Source organism: Neobacillus sp. SuZ13, assembly GCF_030123365.1.
GTDB lineage: Bacteria > Bacillota > Bacilli > Bacillales > Cytobacillaceae > Neobacillus.
Genome location: NZ_CP126107.1, coordinates 1619136 through 1639511, shown reverse-complemented (window position 1 = coordinate 1639511; position 20376 = coordinate 1619136). Strand labels below are relative to the sequence as shown.

Annotated in this window: 25 protein-coding genes; 7 read left to right on the top strand and 18 right to left on the bottom strand. The window is 36.3% G+C overall.

The features are described 5' to 3' along the window. Positions 1 to 180: 180 nt before the first annotated feature. From QNH17_RS07935 to QNH17_RS07905, 7 genes are all read right to left on the bottom strand, one after another. The gene (locus QNH17_RS07935; RefSeq protein WP_283878183.1) at positions 181 to 1302 is read right to left on the bottom strand and encodes an N-acetyldiaminopimelate deacetylase; all 1122 of its coding nucleotides are present in this window, start codon (positions 1300 to 1302) and stop codon (positions 181 to 183) included. 90 nt (positions 1303 to 1392) lie between these two features. Then, entirely contained in the window at positions 1393 to 2103 is a 711-nt protein-coding gene (dapD, locus tag QNH17_RS07930; RefSeq protein ID WP_283878182.1) for a 2,3,4,5-tetrahydropyridine-2,6-dicarboxylate N-acetyltransferase, read from the bottom strand. Positions 2104 to 2178: 75 nt separating this feature from the next. Then, on the bottom strand, positions 2179 to 3066 hold the full coding sequence (locus tag QNH17_RS07925; RefSeq protein ID WP_283878181.1) for a transcriptional regulator CcpC: 888 nt from the start codon (positions 3064 to 3066) through the stop codon (positions 2179 to 2181). Positions 3067 to 3098: 32 nt separating this feature from the next. After that, positions 3099 to 4610 carry an MDR family MFS transporter gene (locus tag QNH17_RS07920; RefSeq protein ID WP_283878180.1) on the bottom strand — a complete coding sequence of 504 codons (1512 nt, stop codon included), beginning with the start codon at positions 4608 to 4610 and terminating at the stop codon, positions 3099 to 3101. Between the two features lie 55 nt (positions 4611 to 4665). Continuing rightward, complete coding sequence (gene cbpB / locus QNH17_RS07915; RefSeq protein WP_144548730.1) at positions 4666 to 5118, bottom strand: cyclic-di-AMP-binding protein CbpB; 453 nt, start codon at positions 5116 to 5118, stop codon at positions 4666 to 4668. 151 nt (positions 5119 to 5269) lie between these two features. Then, complete coding sequence (locus tag QNH17_RS07910; RefSeq protein ID WP_026566292.1) at positions 5270 to 5506, bottom strand: YkuJ family protein; 237 nt, start codon at positions 5504 to 5506, stop codon at positions 5270 to 5272. A 221-nt stretch (positions 5507 to 5727) separates the two neighbouring features. After that, positions 5728 to 6939, bottom strand: coding sequence for an EAL domain-containing protein (locus QNH17_RS07905; protein WP_283878179.1), 1212 nt, complete (start codon positions 6937 to 6939; stop codon positions 5728 to 5730). Between the two features lie 134 nt (positions 6940 to 7073). On the opposite strand from QNH17_RS07905, the gene QNH17_RS07900 reads away from it, so the two are divergent. From QNH17_RS07900 to QNH17_RS07880, 5 genes are all read left to right on the top strand, one after another. After that, complete coding sequence (locus QNH17_RS07900) at positions 7074 to 7928, top strand: C39 family peptidase (protein ID WP_481858581.1); 855 nt, start codon at positions 7074 to 7076, stop codon at positions 7926 to 7928. 277 nt (positions 7929 to 8205) lie between these two features. After that, the gene (locus tag QNH17_RS07895) at positions 8206 to 9078 is read left to right on the top strand and encodes a metallophosphoesterase (RefSeq protein WP_283878177.1); all 873 of its coding nucleotides are present in this window, start codon (positions 8206 to 8208) and stop codon (positions 9076 to 9078) included. 181 nt (positions 9079 to 9259) lie between these two features. After that, positions 9260 to 9736, top strand: coding sequence for a YkyB family protein (locus tag QNH17_RS07890; RefSeq protein WP_283878176.1), 477 nt, complete (start codon positions 9260 to 9262; stop codon positions 9734 to 9736). A gap of 158 nt (positions 9737 to 9894) precedes the next feature. Further along, entirely contained in the window at positions 9895 to 10095 is a 201-nt protein-coding gene (locus QNH17_RS07885) for a hypothetical protein (protein WP_283878175.1), read from the top strand. Between the two features lie 160 nt (positions 10096 to 10255). Continuing rightward, on the top strand, positions 10256 to 11410 hold the full coding sequence (locus QNH17_RS07880) for an aminotransferase A (protein ID WP_283879457.1): 1155 nt from the start codon (positions 10256 to 10258) through the stop codon (positions 11408 to 11410). A gap of 50 nt (positions 11411 to 11460) precedes the next feature. Here QNH17_RS07880 and QNH17_RS07875 read toward each other — a convergent pair whose 3' ends face one another. The 9 genes from QNH17_RS07875 to QNH17_RS07835 all read right to left on the bottom strand — a co-directional run bounded on the left by QNH17_RS07875 (position 11461) and on the right by QNH17_RS07835 (position 17804). Further along, positions 11461 to 11640, bottom strand: a complete 180-nt coding sequence (locus tag QNH17_RS07875) for a hypothetical protein (protein WP_144548723.1) — start codon at positions 11638 to 11640, stop codon at positions 11461 to 11463. A gap of 73 nt (positions 11641 to 11713) precedes the next feature. Next, positions 11714 to 12589 (bottom strand): NAD(P)-dependent oxidoreductase, encoded by an 876-nt coding sequence (locus QNH17_RS07870; RefSeq protein WP_283879456.1) that lies wholly within the window; start codon positions 12587 to 12589, stop codon positions 11714 to 11716. A 166-nt stretch (positions 12590 to 12755) separates the two neighbouring features. Beyond that, a complete protein-coding gene (locus tag QNH17_RS07865) occupies positions 12756 to 13229 on the bottom strand; it encodes a hypothetical protein (protein ID WP_283878174.1) in 474 nt (157 codons plus the stop codon). Between the two features lie 88 nt (positions 13230 to 13317). Further along, positions 13318 to 14103, bottom strand: coding sequence for an SDR family oxidoreductase (locus QNH17_RS07860; RefSeq protein ID WP_283878173.1), 786 nt, complete (start codon positions 14101 to 14103; stop codon positions 13318 to 13320). Between the two features lie 126 nt (positions 14104 to 14229). Next, positions 14230 to 14865, bottom strand: coding sequence for an FMN-dependent NADH-azoreductase (locus QNH17_RS07855; RefSeq protein WP_283878172.1), 636 nt, complete (start codon positions 14863 to 14865; stop codon positions 14230 to 14232). A 107-nt stretch (positions 14866 to 14972) separates the two neighbouring features. Further along, positions 14973 to 15119, bottom strand: coding sequence for a hypothetical protein (locus QNH17_RS07850; RefSeq protein ID WP_283878171.1), 147 nt, complete (start codon positions 15117 to 15119; stop codon positions 14973 to 14975). A gap of 230 nt (positions 15120 to 15349) precedes the next feature. Then, the gene (gene ptsP / locus QNH17_RS07845) at positions 15350 to 17062 is read right to left on the bottom strand and encodes a phosphoenolpyruvate--protein phosphotransferase (protein ID WP_283878170.1); all 1713 of its coding nucleotides are present in this window, start codon (positions 17060 to 17062) and stop codon (positions 15350 to 15352) included. Beyond that, on the bottom strand, positions 17062 to 17328 hold the full coding sequence (locus QNH17_RS07840; protein WP_144548718.1) for a phosphocarrier protein HPr: 267 nt from the start codon (positions 17326 to 17328) through the stop codon (positions 17062 to 17064). The genes ptsP and QNH17_RS07840 overlap by 1 nt, the downstream gene beginning before the upstream one ends. Before the next feature lie 281 nt (positions 17329 to 17609). Beyond that, the gene (locus tag QNH17_RS07835; RefSeq protein ID WP_283878169.1) at positions 17610 to 17804 is read right to left on the bottom strand and encodes a protein YkzS; all 195 of its coding nucleotides are present in this window, start codon (positions 17802 to 17804) and stop codon (positions 17610 to 17612) included. Between the two features lie 250 nt (positions 17805 to 18054). On the opposite strand from QNH17_RS07835, the gene QNH17_RS07830 reads away from it, so the two are divergent. Beyond that, positions 18055 to 18243, top strand: coding sequence for a YkvS family protein (locus QNH17_RS07830; protein WP_026566278.1), 189 nt, complete (start codon positions 18055 to 18057; stop codon positions 18241 to 18243). A 70-nt stretch (positions 18244 to 18313) separates the two neighbouring features. Here QNH17_RS07830 and QNH17_RS07825 read toward each other — a convergent pair whose 3' ends face one another. After that, positions 18314 to 18433, bottom strand: a complete 120-nt coding sequence (locus QNH17_RS07825) for a DUF6254 family protein (protein WP_283878168.1) — start codon at positions 18431 to 18433, stop codon at positions 18314 to 18316. Between the two features lie 145 nt (positions 18434 to 18578). On the opposite strand from QNH17_RS07825, the gene QNH17_RS07820 reads away from it, so the two are divergent. After that, the gene (locus QNH17_RS07820) at positions 18579 to 19190 is read left to right on the top strand and encodes a CPBP family intramembrane glutamic endopeptidase (RefSeq protein WP_283878167.1); all 612 of its coding nucleotides are present in this window, start codon (positions 18579 to 18581) and stop codon (positions 19188 to 19190) included. Between the two features lie 32 nt (positions 19191 to 19222). Here QNH17_RS07820 and QNH17_RS07815 read toward each other — a convergent pair whose 3' ends face one another. Continuing rightward, on the bottom strand, positions 19223 to 20272 hold the full coding sequence (locus QNH17_RS07815) for a YkvI family membrane protein (RefSeq protein WP_283878165.1): 1050 nt from the start codon (positions 20270 to 20272) through the stop codon (positions 19223 to 19225). Positions 20273 to 20376 lie beyond the last annotated feature (104 nt).

Here is a 20376-nt window from a genome sequence, read left to right as displayed (position 1 = left end):
TGAGTCAATATTAAATTATAATTAATTTAATTTAATAAATATTATTAATTATAACCCTATTTCCCCTTCATAAGTTTACCCTATATGCTACAGAATAAAACGACGATATGTAACAATTTCCCTTTTAATTCTACTTTTATTTTATCATGATTGCGAAGTAGAATAAAATAATCCGCCTGCTTAGCTATTCCCCAGATGAGAAAAATAAGATCTAATAACTTTAATCGCTGCACCTATTGCTTCTTCCTGTGGATTTAACTTTGCATGGTGTAATCCATATGGTGATTCTACACCAAGCCAAAACATAAGCCCTGGGATTTCTTTCAGCATATAACCAAAGTCTTCACCTGTCATCGCTTCCTTGCACTCAATGACATCCACATCGGTTTCTTCTTGAATATATTTCATAAAGTCTCTTGTGATCGACTCAGTGTTATATACTTGATGGTACATCGAACCATAATCGATAGAGGCTTCACATTCAAAGCCGGCTTCGATTCCTTTAACAATTGCTTCAATACGATGTTTAACTTTTTTCATTGATTCGGCTGAGAGCGATCTAATTGTTCCTTCAAGTCTAGCTTTTTCTGCAATGATGTTTTGAACTGTGCCTCCAGTAATTTTCCCAATGGTTATAACAGCACTATCTAATGGGTCAACATTTCTCGAGACAATGGTTTGGAGCTGATTAACCAATGAACAAGCGGCAACAACCATATCATTCGTTTCATGCGGTCTTGCTGCATGCCCCCCCTTACCCTTGAGGTCAATAAATAATTCAGAGGTATTCGCAAATAATAACCCTTCCTTCACGGCTATTGATCCAACGGGATATTCTGGTGCAATATGTAAGGCAAAAATTAGGTCCGGCTTCCATTCCTGCATTTCTTCTGATTTCAACATTGGCTCTGCTCCGCCAGGTCCCTCCTCAGCCGGTTGGAAAACAAATAAAAGGTCATCTATAATTGGATTTTCTGTAAAATAGGTAAGTACCCCGAGAGCAATGCTCATGTGAAAATCATGACCACACGCATGCATCTTGTCATTATGTGTAGATGAAAAGGGTAAGCCTGTATCTTCACTTATAGGCAATCCATCAATATCTGTTCTGTAACCAATTGTTTTTCGAGGATTTATTCCGTGGATTTTAACAAACAAGCCCGTCTTCCATTTCTTTATTGTCATTCGGTCTTGTGGCAAAGACTCAAGGTAATTTAATAAGTATGCCTGTGTTTTAAACTCTTGGAAACCTAGTTCTGGTATTTGGTGAAGGTCACGGCGGATTTTGATAAATTGATTCATTTATTACCTTTCCTCCCTATAAAAGAAGCGTGGAAAGGATCCACGCTTCCACTTTTACTATCTAGCTCAACCGCCTAGGCGCTTTAACTTTTATAGTTGTCGAAGTTCTTGCATAATTTCTGTTTTCGATTTTGTTTTTTCGTCGATATCTTTTATTTTCCTAGCAGGCATTCCAGCTACAACTGTAAATGGTGCTACATCTTGAGTAACTACTGCACCTGCAGCAACTACTGAACCTTGTCCGACTGTTACCCCTTCAAGGACAACGGCATTTGCTCCGATTAAAACATCATCTTCAATTACTACTGGCTTAGCGGATGGCGGCTCAATTACTCCTGCTAATACCGTTCCTGCACCAATATGACAGTTCTTCCCTACTGTTGCTCTGCCGCCAAGGACAACACCCATATCTATCATGGATTTTTCCCCAATCACAGCACCAATATTGATAACAGACCCCATCATAATAACGGCATTATCCCCAATCTCTACTTGATCACGGATAACGACTCCCGGCTCAATTCGCGCATTTATATGCTTCATATCTAGTAAAGGAATTGCAGAATTACGGCGGTCATTTTCAACTACGTAATCTTCAATGCTCGCTTTATTCGCTTCTAATATTTCATTAATTTCAGACCATTCACCAAAAAGAACACCAGTATTCCCATTAATAAAGGTTTTTGTATCAGTACCAAAATCTATTCCTTCTAATTCACCTTTTACATAAACCTTTACTGGTGTAGATTTTTTGCTGTTTTGAATAAAAGAAATAATTTCATTTGCATCCATCATTTTCATTTGAGGGCCCCCTATTGTTGTCGTTACTAAAAATTACTTTATCAAACAAAAGAAATGAAAACAAGAAAAACCACCTTATTCTTCTGAAGATTCTGCGATATATTCCTTAATTAATTCGACAAATGCTTTAACTTGCTTTAGTTGAAAGGCTGATTCATAACCCAAAAGCCATGTATCACGTTTTAAGGGGTGATTATTCTCATCAACAAGCGGTATTTTGAAAATTTCCCTGTCAGTTTTCGTTAATGTTATCGCTGGCAGTATGGCATAACCAATACCATTAAAGGCCATTTGTTTACAGGTTTCAATTTGGTCAACAACAACTGTTCGTTTTGGTGAAGTTTTAAAATTTCGCATCCACCAATCTTGAATTTCCTGATAATAATTTGAGTCACTCTTAAATTGAATGAAGGGACGGTCCGTATGTAATACTTGTTCTGGACTAGTAATTTCCCTGTCAACTAAATATAAAGGGTCATTAAAAAGGTGGACTTTAACACCTTTCCAATCAGGTGTTCCGCGAATAATTCCAATATGAACTTGATCCTCATACAAGGATTTTAAAATTTCACTGCTCCATCCAGTCACTAATGAAATTTTAGCTTGAGGATATCTATCAATAAATTTCTTTAACACCTGAGGAAGCCAGTTTTGCCCTACAATCGAAGCAACAGCAATTTTTAAAGTGCCTGACACCCCTGATTGGAGAGAATAAATGGTTTCACGAACCTTTTCTTGCTTTGTTAGCACATCATTGACAAATTGGATGACATGTTCACCAGCAGGAGTTAGTGCTAAACCTTTTTGTGAGCGAATAAATAATTTAGTTCCCCAATCTTTTTCAATTGTTTGCAATCGTTGTGATAGGGCTGGTTGTGAAACAAATAGTCGTTCTGACGCCTTTCTCATATTCATTTCCTGGGCCAATACAGATAGTAGCTGAAATTCAGATAATGAGGACAAACTGACCACTCCTTAAAAAAGCCCTGTGAAAGTTACACAGAGCTATCAATCTTTTTCGGTATAAAAAATATTAATAGTAAACTAATCACAGCAAAAGCAAGGACAACATAATAAACAAAATGCAGGGAATGGGTTAATCCATTTTGCAAGATACTTTGGACTGATTCTGAGAGATGGTCTCTTTCAGTCGATTTTAAGAGAATATTGACATCATCCACTGAATAGGGATGTCCATTTTGGCTGAAATACTGACTTAGCCGATTATTAAGAATACCTCCTAGTAATGCAGCCCCTATTGTATTTCCCAGATTTCGCATAAACATATTAGATGCGGTAGCGATTCCTCTCTGTTCCCAACCGACAGTGCTTTGAATCGAGACAATAAATGCTGTTGATGTTAAGCCCATTCCTACTCCTACCAAAAATGAACCCACTGCTGCCCAAAGAGGCCCAGAAGACGCTGACATCGTCACAAAAGCGATACTGCCGACGATTAAGGACACCCCGCCAATTATCGATGTTTTTCGATACCCAATGGTTATCAACCACCGTCCTGCAAGAGTGGATGCTATTGGCCAGCCTATTGATACCGTTGTTAATGTAAACCCTGCAACAATAGGTGTTTGTTCCATCACACCTTGTACAAATGTTGGTAAAAAGCTCGAGATTCCAATTAACATAATACCCGTTGTCAGCGAGGTTGTGTTAGCGATAAGAATTGAACGTTCTTTCCAAATCGAAAATGGCATAACCGGCTCCTTTGCACGGCCTTCCTGAAGCACGAATCCCAGTAATGTTAAAGCACTAAATGCAAATAAACTTAGTGTCTGCCATGACCCCCATGCAAAGCGGCTTCCACCTTCCACAAGAATAAACATCAGTGAAGAAATCGTGAACGTTAATAATATAGCGCCAAGATAATCTATCTCATGTTTTTTCTTATTGATATCTTCATGCAAAAACATCCAGAGTCCCACTAATGAAAGAATCCCAAGTGGAATGTTAATCCAGAAAACATAATGCCAGCTTACATATTGAACAAGTAAGCCCCCCACAGCTGGTCCTGTAATTGCAGAAATACCCCAAACACTAGACAGATACCCTTGAATTTTCGCTCTTTCCTCAGTAGTGTAGATATCACCAACGATGGTTGTCGCTATGGGTGTGACAGCCCCAGCGCCAAACCCTTGAATCAAACGAAATATTATCAGCATTTTCATGGAAGTAGCGAACCCACATAGAATCGAACCGATTAAAAAGAAAATAATTCCGATTGTAAGTATTGGTTTCCGGCCAAATAAGTCAGATAATTTCCCATAGATGAGAACGGTTACAGAATTCATTAATAAGTATGCAGAAAACACCCAGCTATAAAGGGTAAATCCGCCCAAGTCTGCAACAATGGCCGGCATTGCAGTGGAAACAATCGTGGCTTCAATCGCCCCCATAAACATTGCTAACATCACTGATGCTAATACTAGTGGTTTTTTTGTTTGCTTTCTTTGTGAACCTTCTTTGGTAATCTTATCAGTAGGATTACTCATATTACCACCTCAAACTTTAAAAAAATCAAGCTCCCATTTCGGGAGCCTAAAAGCATCATTTTTCACTGTTTTGAAATTTATTAATTATTTTATTTACTTGATTTAATAAAGTGCTTCTTGGTAAAATCCCTTCAAAATAACCATCTTCAGTCTCGACGCATAAAAAAGGTTGAGTAACAAGTAACTCTAGGCATTTTTTAATAGATGCAGAAATTTTCACTCGCGGTACTGAGCTTTTCATAATCTCTTCTACGCGTTTCTTCTCAAGTTGTTCAAACTCAATTCTTTCTAATCCTAGAATTGAATCCATAATAATAGGTGTGCTAATTAACCCATGAAGTTTGTAATGGGGATCTAACACAGGGATCGCCGTATAACCGCTTTTTGTTAAAACTAATAAGGCATGCTCGAGGTTATTGCCAATTTGCACATGTGCGACCCGTTCAGAGGGAATCATTAATTCTTTTATCGTTAATTTTAAAAATTCATCGTTAGGAAGACTGATCATCGCCGTAACTCCTCAAATTTGTTTTTCTACAGTTACATTCTACCATAGTATTCAGGAGTCTGTGCTAATTTTGGTACCGTAACGGTGGAAACGTTTTTGCCTCCCCCACCATTGTGCACGACATGAAAAAGAAAGGAACCCTTAAGGTCCCTTATTGAATCAAATCAAAAATTTCAATTGTAATCATATCAATATTGTCAAATTGATAACGTTTTGGTTTTTCCTTTTCATTATATACTTCTAATTCAAATGTTTCCGTTTTCGGATGAAATGTTACTTGACATTTCCGATCTCCGTTTACTTCGAAATAGCGTTGTGCTGGTTCACCACTATTTGCTGTTTCCTGAAGATTTTTTAATCTTGTTAATATACCTTGAAGCTGTGACATATGCTCCGACTCCTTTCCAACCAAACAAACATTTACAATTATATTTCTCATTTAGCATTTTTCTATCCGAGTGGATGACTTTCATAATTTTCCAGCCGTATTTTAATATGCCAATATTAAAAGAATAAAATAACACCGACCATTTGTCCAAGTAAAAATAAAAAAATAGGGTAATTTTTTCTATATGAACGAATTTGGGGTTTAAACTTTCATTCAATCCTTTAAAGTAATTGATCGTTTTGAAATAAGTATTGATAGGAAATATCAATAAACAAATAATCCTCCCCATTCATTGGAAAAGAAAAAGTTCGAATGGTTTCTCCAGTTTCTATATCAGAATATAAGTCGGATAAAATCCCTTTCCGTTCATTTCTCATTTTAATAATATTTTCTAAAAAATATGGCCGCCAGCTCCAGTTCTTATGAATGTATTCGGATTGTGAAATCCAACCGTCTTTTGCTTTGAAAATATTGACAGATTTCTGGAAGCCATCCTCATCACATACATACATCCTAAAGGCAATCTGGTCTAATTCTTTTATTAAAGCCTGAAAAAGTGTTTGATATGTTCCATTCCTGTTTTTCATCACAATCTCTTGGGCCTTAGCTTGAAAGGATTCTGCGGTGGTATAAACAGCCTCTAATTTCTTTTTTTCATAGGAAATAAAGTCATGAAACTTATCTTTTAAGCGTTCTTTCAACAAATCATGTTGAATAAAGTCAGGTGCAGGCGGATGTAAATAATATCCCTGATAATAGCGGCCTCCATTTTTCCAAGCAAATTGCAGCTGGTAACTCATCTCAATATTCTCAAATAAGAGGGTTGCACCTATTTTCCTTGCCAAAAGGGATAATGAAAACAATACATCGTTAAAATTTATTCCTGTTGATGTTGATTTTAAAGCCTGTAAGTTAATTTTCAAAATATCTGGCTCAAGTTGTCCAATCCGTTCAAAATAATGACTTTCACTATCAATTCTCGCAATGGCTATTTTTATCCCATAGGTTCGATAATAATGCAGTAAGTGATCAAATTGATTTAAATCCCCAGAATAATTCCGATCAGATATTTCAAGGACAATTCGAGTGAGATTAAAACCTTTTTTTTCAAATGAAAGCAGTTCTTGTAAGAAAGGCTCACCATGCCCGTACATTAATAAATCAGCATGTCGATTTAAAAAAATACTTACATCCTCATCTAGGGTTAGTGCTTTTTCAAGCGCCATTTTAACTAATAACAAATCCACTTCGTATTTATATTCATCAGGAATTTGATCATCCTGAAAAAAGTTTCCTAAACTAATGATATCTTCTCCAGATCTATATCTCCCTAATACCTCATAGGCAATTACACTTTGTTGATCGGCACTAAAAATCGGTTGAAAATAGGGAAATACATTTTCAAGATCCGATAGTATTTCCAAAGCATCCATCCAAGTACCTCCAAAAATTTTTTCTTATTATACCATACGCTTATGTAAGAATTATCGTTCTTTTCCAAAAGGATACCATTATAGCCGCCTAGAAACAATCATATCCTATACCCAAGTTGTTTGATAAGGAGGATATGTTTTTGAAAAGACTTTGTTTATTAACGATGATCCTTCCTATGCTTGGATGTAGTCACTTTGATGCTGATACCAATGACAAAATTGAAAAGAAACAGCCTCTTTCTTCGGTAACAGTAGAAGATAAAACACCCAACTCTTCAGCAACTAAGTTAAATAGTACTCCATACAATATGAACGATGTAAAAGAGCAAGTGATAAATGTTAAGAATTCAGTTAATAAAAGCAAGTCTGTTACTACCACCCAAAAGAAAAAAGACTCCGCAATGCTGAATGTAGTGCTAATTAAGCAAAATCCTGAATTACGATACGGTTGTGAGGTCACAAGCCTTGCAATGGTATTAAATTATGCAGGAGTTAAAACAAGCAAAATCGACCTTTACCGATCTGTTAGGAAAGATTCTGACCCGTTAATTAAATCACCAAAGGGTGATATTTTACGTTGGGGAAACCCTGCTGACGGCTTTGTTGGGGATATGACTGGCCATCGATCTGGCTATGCTGTATTTGATCAACCAATGATTGCCCTAATCAACCAAAAGCTTCCTGGAAGAGCGGTTAATTTAACAAACAAGCCATTCGATCAAGTATTAGAGCATGTATCTGCTGGATATCCTGTCGTAGTATGGACAACCGGGGATTACCGCCTGCCTGACCGTTGGGAGGGCTGGTACCACGGGAAGCAATATATTAAAACCCCCCTTGATTTACATGCCGTCGTCTTAGTAGGGTATGACAACAATTATGTCTACTTAAATGACCCCCTTTCGGGTAGAAAAAAAGTACGGGTTGGAAAACAACAATTTATATCATCTTGGAAGGCATTAAAAAGCCGCGCCGTTAGTTATCATTAAGAAAAGCAGCCAACATTGGCTGAACAGGCTGTCGAAAAAATTTCGATAGCCTTTTTTCAATAGTTCACCGCGTTATTTTGTTATAATTATTATATAATACATAGCTTTTCAACAGGCCAGTAACATGAGCCAACATTGGCTGCTTTTATGAATATTTTATTATTTTTTGAATAAACACATACAAAGTACCCTTCCACTTGCTTTATTTTTCGTTTTTAATGAAAATACAGAAAGACTCTACTTTTTTAGGTAAATAAAAGATAGGCTGGTAGAAAAAATGGCTAAAAAACAGACGAGGAGAACGTTTTTAAGACGATCAATTGGCTCAGTCCTTACCCTTCTTGGATTAAGTTCGGGTGGATTTCTATATGCCAATCGAATTGAGCCTTCATTACTTGATATACAAGAACTTCAAATAAAACATCCACTAATCCCAAAAAGCTTTGATGGGATAAAACTAGTTCAATTTAGTGATACCCATTTAGGTTTTCAATATAATCTTCACCAATTTACTAAATTAGTAAAGAAAATTAATAGTCTTCAACCGGATATTATTTTGTTTACTGGAGATTTAATGGACGAGCCCAATCAATATACCGAAATTAATAAATTGATGACGATTTTAAAGAGTTTACATGCTCCACTTGGAAAATACTGCATTTTCGGAAATCATGATCATGGGGGATATGGTTCTGATATTTATAGAAATATCATGGTGAACTCTGATTTCAGCGTACTTTTAAATGAATCAGCTCCCGTTAAAATGAGCGATGGGAGCAGCATCTATTTGCTCGGAATTGATGATGCGATGTTAGGGAATCCCAATCTGCCATTAGCTTTAAAAAATGTACCTAACAATACTTTTAATATATTATTATCGCATGCACCTGATCTTGCAGAAACAGCGGCACAATATCCGGTCTACTGGCAGCTCAGCGGCCATAGTCATGGTGGACAGATTAAAATCCCATTTTTGGGAGCACTTGTGACTCCTCCCTTTGGCCAATTATACCCAGAAGGTCTTTATTCGGTTGGTGACGATTCTCACCTATCACTTTATGTAAATAGAGGGATTGGAACCACTCGTCTCCCCTTTCGCTTTTTGTCAAAACCTGAGTTAACTATCTTTACGCTTAGATCCGAAAAGTAAGCAAAAAAACTCCTCCTCAATTTAGATTGGGAGTTTTTTGCAATTAGAAAAAGTTCTTATATTTTACAATAATGTTTGTACATTCGATTGTTTATATTTTACAATAAAAACATTATATTCCCTTTTCTTAATAAAAAAGGTATAATATAAATGTTTTATATAACTGAAAGGAGAACATATTTTGAATCGTGATCAGAAAGGCCCCCTAATCAATCTAAATCTAACCATCGATAACCTCGCACAAGCTGTCTTTATTGTGAATCGCCATGCCAAAACAGCACCTAATCCCAAATTATTGTACAAATTAAAACAGGAAACACTAAAGAAATTAATTGACGAAGGTAAAGCGAAAAAAGTGGGTCTCCATTTTTCTGAAAATCCGCGAAATAGTCAACAGCAATCCGATGTGCTAGTTGAATGTGGAAGGTACACATTCCATATGCCTCCAACGAAAACTGACTTTCTAAATCTACCCCATTTTGGGAAATTAGACGAACGAGTACGAAATCCAAAAGCAACACTCTCCCTTAATTCAGCAAAAGCATTACTTCAACTTTATACAGGTATCTCTGATCTCGAGCAAATGCCACCGAAAAATAAAAAGAGCAAAACCTATCAAAAGCCTATCTTCAAAAAATTAGGCGAACGATACTCTTGAAGCCAGGTCTCCTGGCTTTTTTATTTTGTAAATCTGTCCTTTTTCACAAACAGCTTCGTGATAATTTTGTGAACAATATCACTAATATATAGACGCGTATTCACAACAGATTTACAATACAGTTATAAGATAAATCTATTCAAAGAGGTGCTTAACCAATGAAAGGAACTGCGATTCTTTTCCAGGAACAAAAGGTTACATTTATTGAAGATATTGATCACTCTATTTATGAAGAGATTAAAGATCAATGTGGCTGCGAACAATGTAATTGCAAACTCGAAAATAAATTAGTTAATTTCGGTTTTGTGTCCCCTGTATTTTGGCACGAAGACGAAATTGACTGGGACTATGGCTACTAAAACACTTTAATTTGTTATAACCTCCCCTCCCCCAAAAACGGTCTGAGAGCTCAGATCGTTTTTTTCATTCCTGTTTGGTAGAATCTTCACCCGAAAATAGTCTATAATCATTTTATACATAAAAACTGAAATTAAGCCTCACTCGGAAGGATGGACAATGTTGGAGCATTTAATCAATGAACGTGTAAAAAATATCGAAATCTCCGGAATTAGAAAGTTTTTTAATATGGTAGCCGATGTCGATGACTTAATTTCCTTTACGATTGGGCAGCCTGATTTTCCTACACCAGAACATGTGAAAGCGGCCGGTATTGATGCGATTAAGCAAAACTTCACTTCATATACCCATAATGCAGGAACATTAGAATTAAGGGTAGCTGCTTGTAATTTCGTTAAAACTAAATATGGCTTGGATTACAAACCTGATTCAGAGGTTATCGTTACTGCAGGGGCAAGCGAGGCAATCGATATTGCATTTCGGACTATTTTAACAGAAGGTTCTGAAGTTCTTCTACCGGGGCCGATTTACCCTGGCTATGAACCAATTATTAATATGATGGGAGCCACCGCAGTCCATGTCGATATTCGACAGAATCAGTTTCGGTTTACTCTAGAAATGATTAAACCCTTTATTACTGAGAAAACCCGCTGTATCGTACTCCCCTACCCTTCTAACCCAACGGGAGTAAGTCTCTCAGAATCAGAATTAAGAGAAATAGCTGATTTTATTAAGAATAAAAATATTTTTATCCTGGCAGACGAAATATACAGCGAGCTTACCTATGATCAGCCACATAAGTCAATTGCCGCCTTTCTAAAGGAACAAACCATCCTCATTAATGGATTATCAAAATCCCATTCAATGACAGGCTGGAGAATCGGCTTTTTATTTGCCCCTGATAGCATTGCAAAACATATTTTAAAGGTTCATCAATATAATATTTCTTGTGCCACTTCCATTGCACAGAAGGCAGCCTATGCGGCATTAACAACAGGTATTGATGACGCGCTTGTTATGAAAGAAGAATATTTAAAAAGAAGAGAATATGTCTACAAGCGTTTATCTGCTATGGAACTTAATGTCATTAAGCCAGATGGTGCATTTTATTTCTTTATAAAAATCCCTGAAACCATCGCATTAAACAGCTTTGATTTCTGTCTTAAGCTTGTTCAAGAAACAAAAGTGGCTGTTGTTCCAGGTAGTGCTTTCTCAGAATATGGCGAGGGCTATTTCCGTTTATCGTTTGCATGTTCCATGGAATTATTAGAAATCGGCCTAAACCGGCTAGAACCATTCTTGAAAAACTTGAAATAGGGAAAATTTAAGACCCTCACAATGAATGTGAGGGTCTTAAGATGTAAGTATTACTGCCCTTTGTATTTTCCATTATTTTTAGGTGCTTTTTCTTTTTTTGCTTTTTCTTTATGAGCTTGATTTGCCGCTGCTGAACCTATTTCAGTGGCGAATTCTTCGTTGGCAACTGCAGAATCAAATCCCTTTTTATTTTTTTGTTTAGCGTCGTTCTTTTTCGTCCTTTTAGCCATGATACAATTCCTCCTATATGAAGATTTCTCTCATAGTTTCAAATAGATAGGAGGAATTTATTCAATCCAATTATCACTTCCAATATTTATAAAGTGCTTGAGTCCCGCTATTTTCTTCTCCTCTTTCTGCTAATTGATCATATAAAGACTTTGCTAAGGAAAGACCTGGTACTTCCATCTCCATTCGTTCTGCTTCATCTATCGCAATTTTCATATCCTTAATAAAATGCTTTATGTAAAAACCAGGTTCAAAATTTCCTGCTAACATTCTTGGAGCAAGATTACTCAACGACCAGCTGCCAGCAGCCCCCGTGGTTATACTTTTAAGGACATTTTCAGGGTCCAGGCCAGCTTTTTCAGCATAAATTATCGCTTCACAGACACCCATCATATTTGAAGCAATGGCAATTTGATTGCACATTTTTGTATGCTGTCCCGCACCTGGTTTACCTTGATAGACTACGTTCGTTCCCATTAATTCTAAAATAGGCCGCATCTCATCAAAAGCTTCCTTTTCACCCCCGATCATGATTGAGAGCTTAGCCTCTTTTGCTCCTACATCTCCACCAGATACTGGTGCATCTATAGCCTGAATCCCTTTTTTCTTTGCTTCCTCATAAATTCTAAGCGCAAGTGAAGGGGAGGAGGTTGTCATATCGATAAAGTAACTACCTGGATTTCCATTATTGATTAAACCATCTCCACCAAGGTATATTTCCTCCACATCGGTTGGATACCCGACCATTGTAAATGTTACCGATGCCTTTTCAGCCACCACTTTGGGTGTTGCAGCCCACTCTGCACCTTGATCTAATAGTTCTTGTGCTTTTTCCTTTGTCCTTGAATACACAACTAAGGAGTATCCCGCCTTTAATAAATGCCCTGCCATACTTTTTCCCATAACCCCAGTACCAATAAAACCAATCACCGTATTTTCTGGTGTAAGCAACATCATCATCCCTCTCATGTTTATTATCTTTTTAATTTTAGCATTATACAAAAAAAATTTGGCAAAAAAAAAACCGGAGCGTCCCAATCGCTCCAGCCTTTGTGCTCCATCTCCAATATTATGCACATTTTTATTTTGTCCTTTTTCATCCCAACATAATCATAATTTACAACTCTGATGAAAAGTTTGTTAAATAGGCACGGCCGAATACTTCTTGATTATTAAATACTTCAATCGAAACCGCATTATCCTTTTCTATCATGTTTTTAAGTTCATGAATATGTAAATCTTCTTTCAGAGGAAGCGGGTCCATAAAAATATATTTTCCGCTTTTTCCTTTTACTTCTAAATATTCACCGTTTAACACTTGATCTTCGCCGTAAACTATTTCTCTTTTCCCAATTGCAGCTGCTAGTTTATCATCATGAATAGTCACTTTTACCTTATATAATTGCTGCCCTGATAAGATTTCATTGTTAATTCGAAATCGGAACTGTAATTCATTGTTTTTTGTCAACAAAGCATCTGCATAACGATTGACAATTAATTCATTGGAAAAAAGTAAACCACAGCCACTTATTAGCATGGACCCACATAGAACCAAGAGCAAAACAGTCATTAATCGAATATTTTTCAGCATGTAATAACACTCCCTTAATATTTTTACCATAGCCAAAATACATCGGTAATAAACGTAAAGAAAGGTTAATATAGGAAAAAACTTTGTTTTAGATTGTTTTGATCATCCCTCCATCCACTAAGAATGAACTGCCTGTCATATAGGAATTAGCATCAGATAATAGGAAAGCGGCAACATTTGCAAATTCCTCAGGAGTTCCATATCTTTTTAAAGGAATTCCTTCTTTAGCCTTTAATGCAATTGTTTCCCTGTCCACCCCTAATTTATCTGCGTTTACTTGATCTAAATGATTAACTCGGTCCGTTGCAATTCGACCAGGCGCAATCGTATTAATTAAAATATTATAGGGAGCTAACTCCGATGCTAGTGTCTTTGAAAGTCCAACAATACCTGTCCGAAAAGTGTTTGAAAGAATCAATCCTGGTATCGGTTCTTTAATTGAACTAGATGCGATGTTAAGAATTTTTCCCCCTTGTTGTTTTAAATAGGGCAATGCTGCACGAATTAGACGAACATATGATAATAAATTCAATTCAAAGGAATTCTGCCATTCTTCATCTGTTAATTCCTCAAACGAACCTGCAGGAGGACCTCCAGCATTGTTCACTAGCAAATCAATTCTTTGAAATGTATCTGCAGTTACTTTTACCAACTGATTAATATCGTTTACATTCATTATGTCAGTTTTTTGGTAGGCTACTTTTCCCATACCGATAGATTCAAGCTGACTTGCTTTCTGTCTCAGCTTTTCCTCTTCACGGCCAGAAATCATAACGTTTGCTCCCTCTTTTACTAAACGTTCAGCTATTGCAAATCCTAGGCCCTGACTCGAAGCAACAACCAAAGCTGTTTTACCTGTTAAATTTAACTCCATCGTGTTCGATTCCTCCTTATTAAATCTACTACTAGTATACAGGATATATCGAGGGAATACTTGGTAAAAGTTCATAAAAAAAGAGACAGATTTCTTCTGCCTCTTTTCATCAAACTCGCGATACTTTTAAAAGGTATGTGCCAAATCTTTTGCTCTTGCAATTGCATTTTCTTTAATTTCTTGTGCTTTGTCAGGCATGGCATTGTGACCTTCTACAAATAGTCCCTCAAGGGAAGGAACACCAAAGAAACTCATCATCACACTAATATACCGGTGTCCCATTTCCATCTCTGCTGCAGGCCCCTCAGAGTAAAATCCACCTCTTGCTTGTATATGCAGGGCTTTTTTATCCGTTAACAAACCAATTGGACCTTTTTCCGTATATTTAAAAGTCTTTCCTGCAACAGCTACTGAATCAAGATAAGCCTTCATAATCGGTGGAAATGAGAAATTCCATAGAGGCGTGACAAATACATATTTATCGGCACTCACAAACTGCTCACTTAACTCGTTAAGACGGCTGACTTTTTGCTTCTCCTCTCCAGTTAGTTCATCAAAGCTTTGACCGGAACGGAGCTTGCCCCATCCGCTAAAAACATCAGCATCAATATGAGGTATATTTTCTTTATACAGATCTAGATGAATAACCTCATCACTGGTATTAACTTGTTTATAGCTATCAATAAAAGCCTTACCTACAGCCATACTATAGGACTGTGTTTCATTGTGAGGATGTGCCGTTATATACAAAACACGTACCATTCATGCTCCACCTTTCATTTAAATAAAGACAATATTATTATCAGTCAAAAGACAAAAAAATAATCAAAAAGGATTTGCCCGAAGACAAATCCTTTTTCTTCCATTATTTATGCATTTGTATCAAGGGAGTAAGGGTTTCGACCAATATTACTTCTCATTTCATCAGTCATCTGGAATGGTTCATTAACCAATGTCTCATTTGTTGCCAGACCTAGTTGTGAACTTCCATCATAATGTACAGGTTTTTGTTCCATATTTTCTTTCACCTCCACCATTACTACTATATTATGTACAATTATTACCTAATAACTTGCCTATTTTTGTCTATTAATCATCCATAAGTACTACTAAAAAATAGGTATTAGGTATTACTTTTTATTATAATCAAAAATCGATAATAAAAAAGATAAATAATATGAAAAGTCAAAAAAATATAATCACAAAAAGACCGGCTAATCATCAGCCGGTCTTTCTGTTCATATAATTACTTTGTCGCAGCATTAACTGCTTCGATAACCTGATCAGTTGTTTGCATATTTAAAACTTGTTGAGCAAGCTTTTCCATATCAGATTTTCTCAAATTCTTGATTTGAGAGCGAGCTTTTAAGATTGATGTCGCACTCATTGAAAATTCATCAAGTCCAAGTCCGATGAGAACTGGAATAGCTGTTTCATCTCCTGCCATTTCCCCACACATACCTGTCCATTTTCCTTGTGCATGTGCTGCATCAATAACCATTTTTACTAATCGTAAAATGGACGGGCTATATGGCTGGTACAAGTAAGAAACACGCTGATTCATCCGGTCAGCAGCCATAGTATATTGAATTAAATCATTTGTACCGATACTAAAGAAATCTACTTCTTTTGCGAATTGATCCGCTAAGATAGCCGTTGACGGAATTTCGACCATAATACCAAGTTCAATACCTTCGGCAACTTTTTGGCCTTCCGCAAGAAGTTTTTGCTTTTCTTCTTCAAGTATCGTTTTGGCAGCACGGAACTCATCTAGAGTTGCAATCATTGGGAACATGATTTTTAAGTTTCCATAGTTGCTAGCCCGTAATAGTGCTCTGAGCTGGGTTCTGAAGATGTCTTGCTCTTCTAAACATAAGCGAATAGCCCGGAAGCCCAAAAATGGGTTCATTTCCTTTGGAAGGTCCAAATAAGGAAGTTCCTTATCTCCACCAATATCAAGGGTACGAACAACAACTGGCTTACCATTTAAACCCTCTAATACAGCCTTATAGGATTCAAACTGTTCTTCTTCTGTTGGTAATTGATCTCTTCCCATATATAGGAATTCAGTCCGATATAGACCTACACCCTCACCACCATTTTCAATAACTCCTTTTAAATCCTTTGGAGTTCCGATGTTGGCCACTAATTCAACATGATGATCATCATTTGTTACAGTTGGTTCATTGACAAGCTTGGCCCATTCGGCTTTTTGAACTTCGTATTGGTCATGAATTTTACGGTATTGTTCAACAAGCTCAGTTGTCGGGTTAATATGTACCTCGCCCTTTAGTCCATCAACAATGACAAGATCTCCATTATTGATTTCTTCTGTCGCTGACTTTGTTCCAACTACCGCTGGAATTTCCATTGATCGAGCCATAATGGCTGAATGTGAGGTACGACCACCAATATTTGTTGTGAATCCTAAGACAAATTGTCTGTTTAATTGTGCTGTGTCGGAAGGAGTTAAATCTTCAGCCACAATAATCACTTCTTCAGCAATCATACTTGGATTAACTAGCTGCACACCTAATAGATGGGCTAATACACGCTTTGTTACATCACGAATATCTGCAGCACGTTCTTTCATATATTCATTATCCATTTGTTCAAACATCATAACGAACATATCAGCTGTTTCCTTTAATGCAGATTCAGCATTTACCTTATCAGACTGAATTTTATCTTCAATTGGTGAATTTAATTCAGGGTCACTTAACACGAGTAAATGTGCTTCAAAAATCGCTGCTTTATCAGCTCCAAGGTCTACTTTGGCACGGTCACGAATTGCTTCGAGTTCTGTTTTAGATTTCTCTATTGCCTTGCGGAAACGGTCAACCTCTGCAGCAGCATCATCAATTGTTTTTGTTTCAAATGATAAATCTGGTTCAACAAGACGGTATGCTTTTGCAATAGCGATACCATTTGATGCGGCTATCCCCTGTAAAAAAGTCATTATTCTGCCAATCCTTCTTTTTTCAATGTCTCTTCAAGGCTATTTAATGCATCATTTGCATCGTTTCCTTCTGCAGAAATGGTAATATCAGCCCCTTGGCCAACACCTAGAGACATAACGCCCATAATTGATTTTAAGTTAACTTTTTTACCTTTATATTCTAAATGAATCTCAGAATCAAATCTGCTTGCTGTTTGAACTAATAAAGTTGCGGGTCTAGCGTGGATTCCTGTTTCTGCGATTATTTTAAATTGCTTTTCTGACATGCTAATCATACTCCTTTAATATTTATATAAAATTCAAACTTGCTTCATTAAAAATAAACATTTCTCATCATTTAGTCAACTAAATCGATAATTAACTAAAGAGAAAAAATCATTTCTTTTCAGCTATTTTTTCCAAAAAGAAAACAAACATGTAATGAATAATACCATTTTCGACTTATTCGAACAACTGAAAATTCTATTTTATATTGAATTGTCACAAAACTGTCAAAAACTATCAAAAACTATCATACATTTCTCCGAAGCTCCTTGAAAATTTGCAATTAACTCCTTGCTTCTTTTAGATATTGATACAAAACATCGCCGCCCCTTTGCCCGATCCCGCGGAAATGCTTAAAATCTTTTCTTTTCACCAATACCTGACGAAATTCCATAAACTGATCGTTAGTGACATAATACTCAGAAAGTTCCCCTGTCATAAGGCGATCCAAGATATCTGTAATCATATCTTCCGTCATTCCAAACACCACCTTTACCTAGTCTTATATTAACGTAACTGTATTTCCATAATCCAACATTGTAATTTCTTTTCACTATTATTGAAAGCGTTTCCTATTCTTTTGTTGCCTTTTTTCTCATATAATTACATTGTTAATAAAGAATTAACATAATTGTCAAATAAAAGGCTTTACGAAAAGAAAAAAGTAGTGCAAACTGTTATTTAACTGGATTTTATTTATAGTTTTTGAGGTAAAGGAGAGAGACATTATGAGAAAAGCAGAAGTTGGAAATATCATAGAATTCCGTGGTGGCTTGAAAGGGATTGTTGAAAAGGTAAATGAAAATTCTGTCATTGTCGACCTAACAGTTATGGATAATTATCGGGATTTAGAATTGGATCAACGAACTGTTGTTAATCACAAAAACTATAAAGTTATAAAAGAAAGCGCTTATTAAAATTATAGAATACTAGAAAAGGCAGTCCTCGTTATGGCTGCCTTTTCTTTTTTGACCTCAGCCTGAATTGTTATTGGCCCTTACCAGCTTCATTTGATAACTGTTTTAATGATTTTACTTTTCCATGTGGATTTTGATCTTGTTTACGGACAGTCCATTCTCGTTCTTGTTCACTTTTTGATTTGCTCATTTCTTTCACTCCCTTCCTTTTTTATTTTTTTCTATTCTTTATGTTCTAACCTAATGAAACAGTAATATTAGAGATGTAATGATTTCCATTTGAAAAACTTATTTGATAAAATAAATTTTATGTTTTCTAAAAAGGAGATCGCGTAATGAAGAAATTCTTCCAAGACCCACGCATATTGATTGGTTTAATTATTGCACATATACTTTTATTTTTTTCATTTCATGATAAAGCGATCTTTTGGTATATTTTTGCTGGTTCGATTCTAATCTTAATCGCTTATGCTATGTTTCAAGAAGAGGTGGATGATAACGTATCCTTTATTCAGTATATTTTTCTTGGGGCACTAACCGGTTTAATATTATATATTATCTTTTGGCTTGGGATCCGTGGAATGAAGATACTGCATCTACCCTATGATACAAGTCTTAAGAACCTATATAAATGGTTTGCTCCTACAATATTTTGGCAATATCTTGCCCTTTTATTAGTTGCAGCCCCTGGAGAAGAACTTTTCTGGCGAGGTTTTATTCAAAAAAGATTGAGTAAAAAGTTTAAGCCAGGGTTCAGTATTCTGGCAGCGTCACTCTTGTATGCTTCCGTCCATATTTATGCTGGCTCATTTTTGTTAGTTCTTGCGGCCTTTATTTCTGGTTTAGCTTGGGGATATCTGTATCTATGGAAAAAGAGTATGCCTTTGGTGATTGTTTCTCATATCATTTTTGACTTGATGATGTTTATTATCTTACCTTTACATTAAAAAGCAGTTGCTCTCCTGAACAACTGCTTTTGTTATTTTCTGATACTTGTTGGTAATGGCTTTATCCAAAGTAAAATAAAAAAAATCATGCAAATATACCCAAACAAAGGATATAAATAGGAGAGCAGCGTCCCATAATTTACAAGACTGATCAGATAAGAAACAACAAAAATGAGCGTTACAGATAGCATTGTCGGTATAGACGAATATTGTTTCAACTGCCGATCGAGTCCAAAGACATTTCCAATCACTGAGGTGAAAATTTCTCCATAAATAACGAGAACAAAAATCCAAAATAAAAAAGGAGCTAAATTTTTCATGACAATGGCCATTGGGATGTTATATATTTCTAAACTAGGGAGCATGATTAAGGAAAAATGACTCGCAATTAAGATGATAGTTAAAGCTGACCCTCCAAGAATTCCTCCCCATTTAATCGTCCAATCATCCTTCACTTCTGTAGCAATAGGAACCAAAACTGCTTGAGATAGACCAAGATTTAATGCCACATACGAAAATGGGGCGACGACGCTCTTCCAGCCATCATCCGCATGCGGGATAAATAGTAATTGATCTAAAAAGTGAGGCATCTGTACAGAAAAAAGCATTAAGATAAGGCTGAAAGTTATCATTAGAGGAACAACAAACGTATTAACAGCAAATAAACCTTTTGTTCCAACTAACATAACTAAAAAGGATAAAAAAATGGTCATGAAAACACCGGCTGTTTTCGGCAAACCTAACTGTTCCTCAAACACGGCCCCAGCCCCTGAAAGCATAACGGCACTAACTCCAAGAAGCATAAAAAGCATAAAGAAATTAATGACACGACTTGGCCATTTGCCAAACAAATACTCATTAAACTCTTGATAGGATTTTGCATTTATATGTGCAGCCATTCTCATTAGTTTCGAGCCCAACGCTATAAAGAGATAACCGCTCATTATTATACTTATTAAGCCAAAGAAACCAAACCGTGAAAAAAATTCAACGATTTCCTTTCCTGTGGCGAAGCCAGCTCCTACCACAGTCCCTACATAGACTGCAGCTATTTGAAATGCTTGTGTCCATTCCCTTTTCACATCATCTCCTCCTTATCATCAATATATGATGATAAGGACAAACAAAGACGAGCTTTTTTCCTTAATTAGAAAGCTTTGTTAAAGACTTATATTGATATTTCCAC

What these genes read in the sequence shown, in the direction of transcription:
- QNH17_RS07895 (WP_283878177.1), top strand. Translation starts at nt 8,206, where the DNA reads ATGGCTAAAAAACAGACGAGGAGAACGTTTTTAAGACGATCAATTGGC.
- QNH17_RS07850 (WP_283878171.1), bottom strand. Translation starts at nt 15,119, where the DNA reads ATGGAACAAAAACCTGTACATTATGATGGAAGTTCACAACTAGGTCTG.
- ptsP (WP_283878170.1), bottom strand. Translation starts at nt 17,062, where the DNA reads ATGACTTTTTTACAGGGGATAGCCGCATCAAATGGTATCGCTATTGCA.
- QNH17_RS07920 (WP_283878180.1), bottom strand. Translation starts at nt 4,610, where the DNA reads ATGAGTAATCCTACTGATAAGATTACCAAAGAAGGTTCACAAAGAAAG.
- QNH17_RS07875 (WP_144548723.1), bottom strand. Translation starts at nt 11,640, where the DNA reads ATGGCTAAAAGGACGAAAAAGAACGACGCTAAACAAAAAAATAAAAAG.
- QNH17_RS07860 (WP_283878173.1), bottom strand. Translation starts at nt 14,103, where the DNA reads ATGGAGTTAAATTTAACAGGTAAAACAGCTTTGGTTGTTGCTTCGAGT.
- QNH17_RS07900 (WP_481858581.1), top strand. Translation starts at nt 7,074, where the DNA reads ATGTTTTTGAAAAGACTTTGTTTATTAACGATGATCCTTCCTATGCTT.
- QNH17_RS07905 (WP_283878179.1), bottom strand. Translation starts at nt 6,939, where the DNA reads ATGGATGCTTTGGAAATACTATCGGATCTTGAAAATGTATTTCCCTAT.
- QNH17_RS07855 (WP_283878172.1), bottom strand. Translation starts at nt 14,865, where the DNA reads ATGGTACGTGTTTTGTATATAACGGCACATCCTCACAATGAAACACAG.
- QNH17_RS07885 (WP_283878175.1), top strand. Translation starts at nt 9,895, where the DNA reads ATGAAAGGAACTGCGATTCTTTTCCAGGAACAAAAGGTTACATTTATT.
- cbpB (WP_144548730.1), bottom strand. Translation starts at nt 5,118, where the DNA reads ATGATCAGTCTTCCTAACGATGAATTTTTAAAATTAACGATAAAAGAA.
- QNH17_RS07865 (WP_283878174.1), bottom strand. Translation starts at nt 13,229, where the DNA reads ATGCTGAAAAATATTCGATTAATGACTGTTTTGCTCTTGGTTCTATGT.
- QNH17_RS07830 (WP_026566278.1), top strand. Translation starts at nt 18,055, where the DNA reads ATGAGAAAAGCAGAAGTTGGAAATATCATAGAATTCCGTGGTGGCTTG.
- QNH17_RS07935 (WP_283878183.1), bottom strand. Translation starts at nt 1,302, where the DNA reads ATGAATCAATTTATCAAAATCCGCCGTGACCTTCACCAAATACCAGAA.
- QNH17_RS07825 (WP_283878168.1), bottom strand. Translation starts at nt 18,433, where the DNA reads ATGAGCAAATCAAAAAGTGAACAAGAACGAGAATGGACTGTCCGTAAA.
- dapD (WP_283878182.1), bottom strand. Translation starts at nt 2,103, where the DNA reads ATGAAAATGATGGATGCAAATGAAATTATTTCTTTTATTCAAAACAGC.
- QNH17_RS07835 (WP_283878169.1), bottom strand. Translation starts at nt 17,804, where the DNA reads ATGACGGAAGATATGATTACAGATATCTTGGATCGCCTTATGACAGGG.
- QNH17_RS07840 (WP_144548718.1), bottom strand. Translation starts at nt 17,328, where the DNA reads ATGTCAGAAAAGCAATTTAAAATAATCGCAGAAACAGGAATCCACGCT.
- QNH17_RS07910 (WP_026566292.1), bottom strand. Translation starts at nt 5,506, where the DNA reads ATGTCACAGCTTCAAGGTATATTAACAAGATTAAAAAATCTTCAGGAA.
- QNH17_RS07820 (WP_283878167.1), top strand. Translation starts at nt 18,579, where the DNA reads ATGAAGAAATTCTTCCAAGACCCACGCATATTGATTGGTTTAATTATT.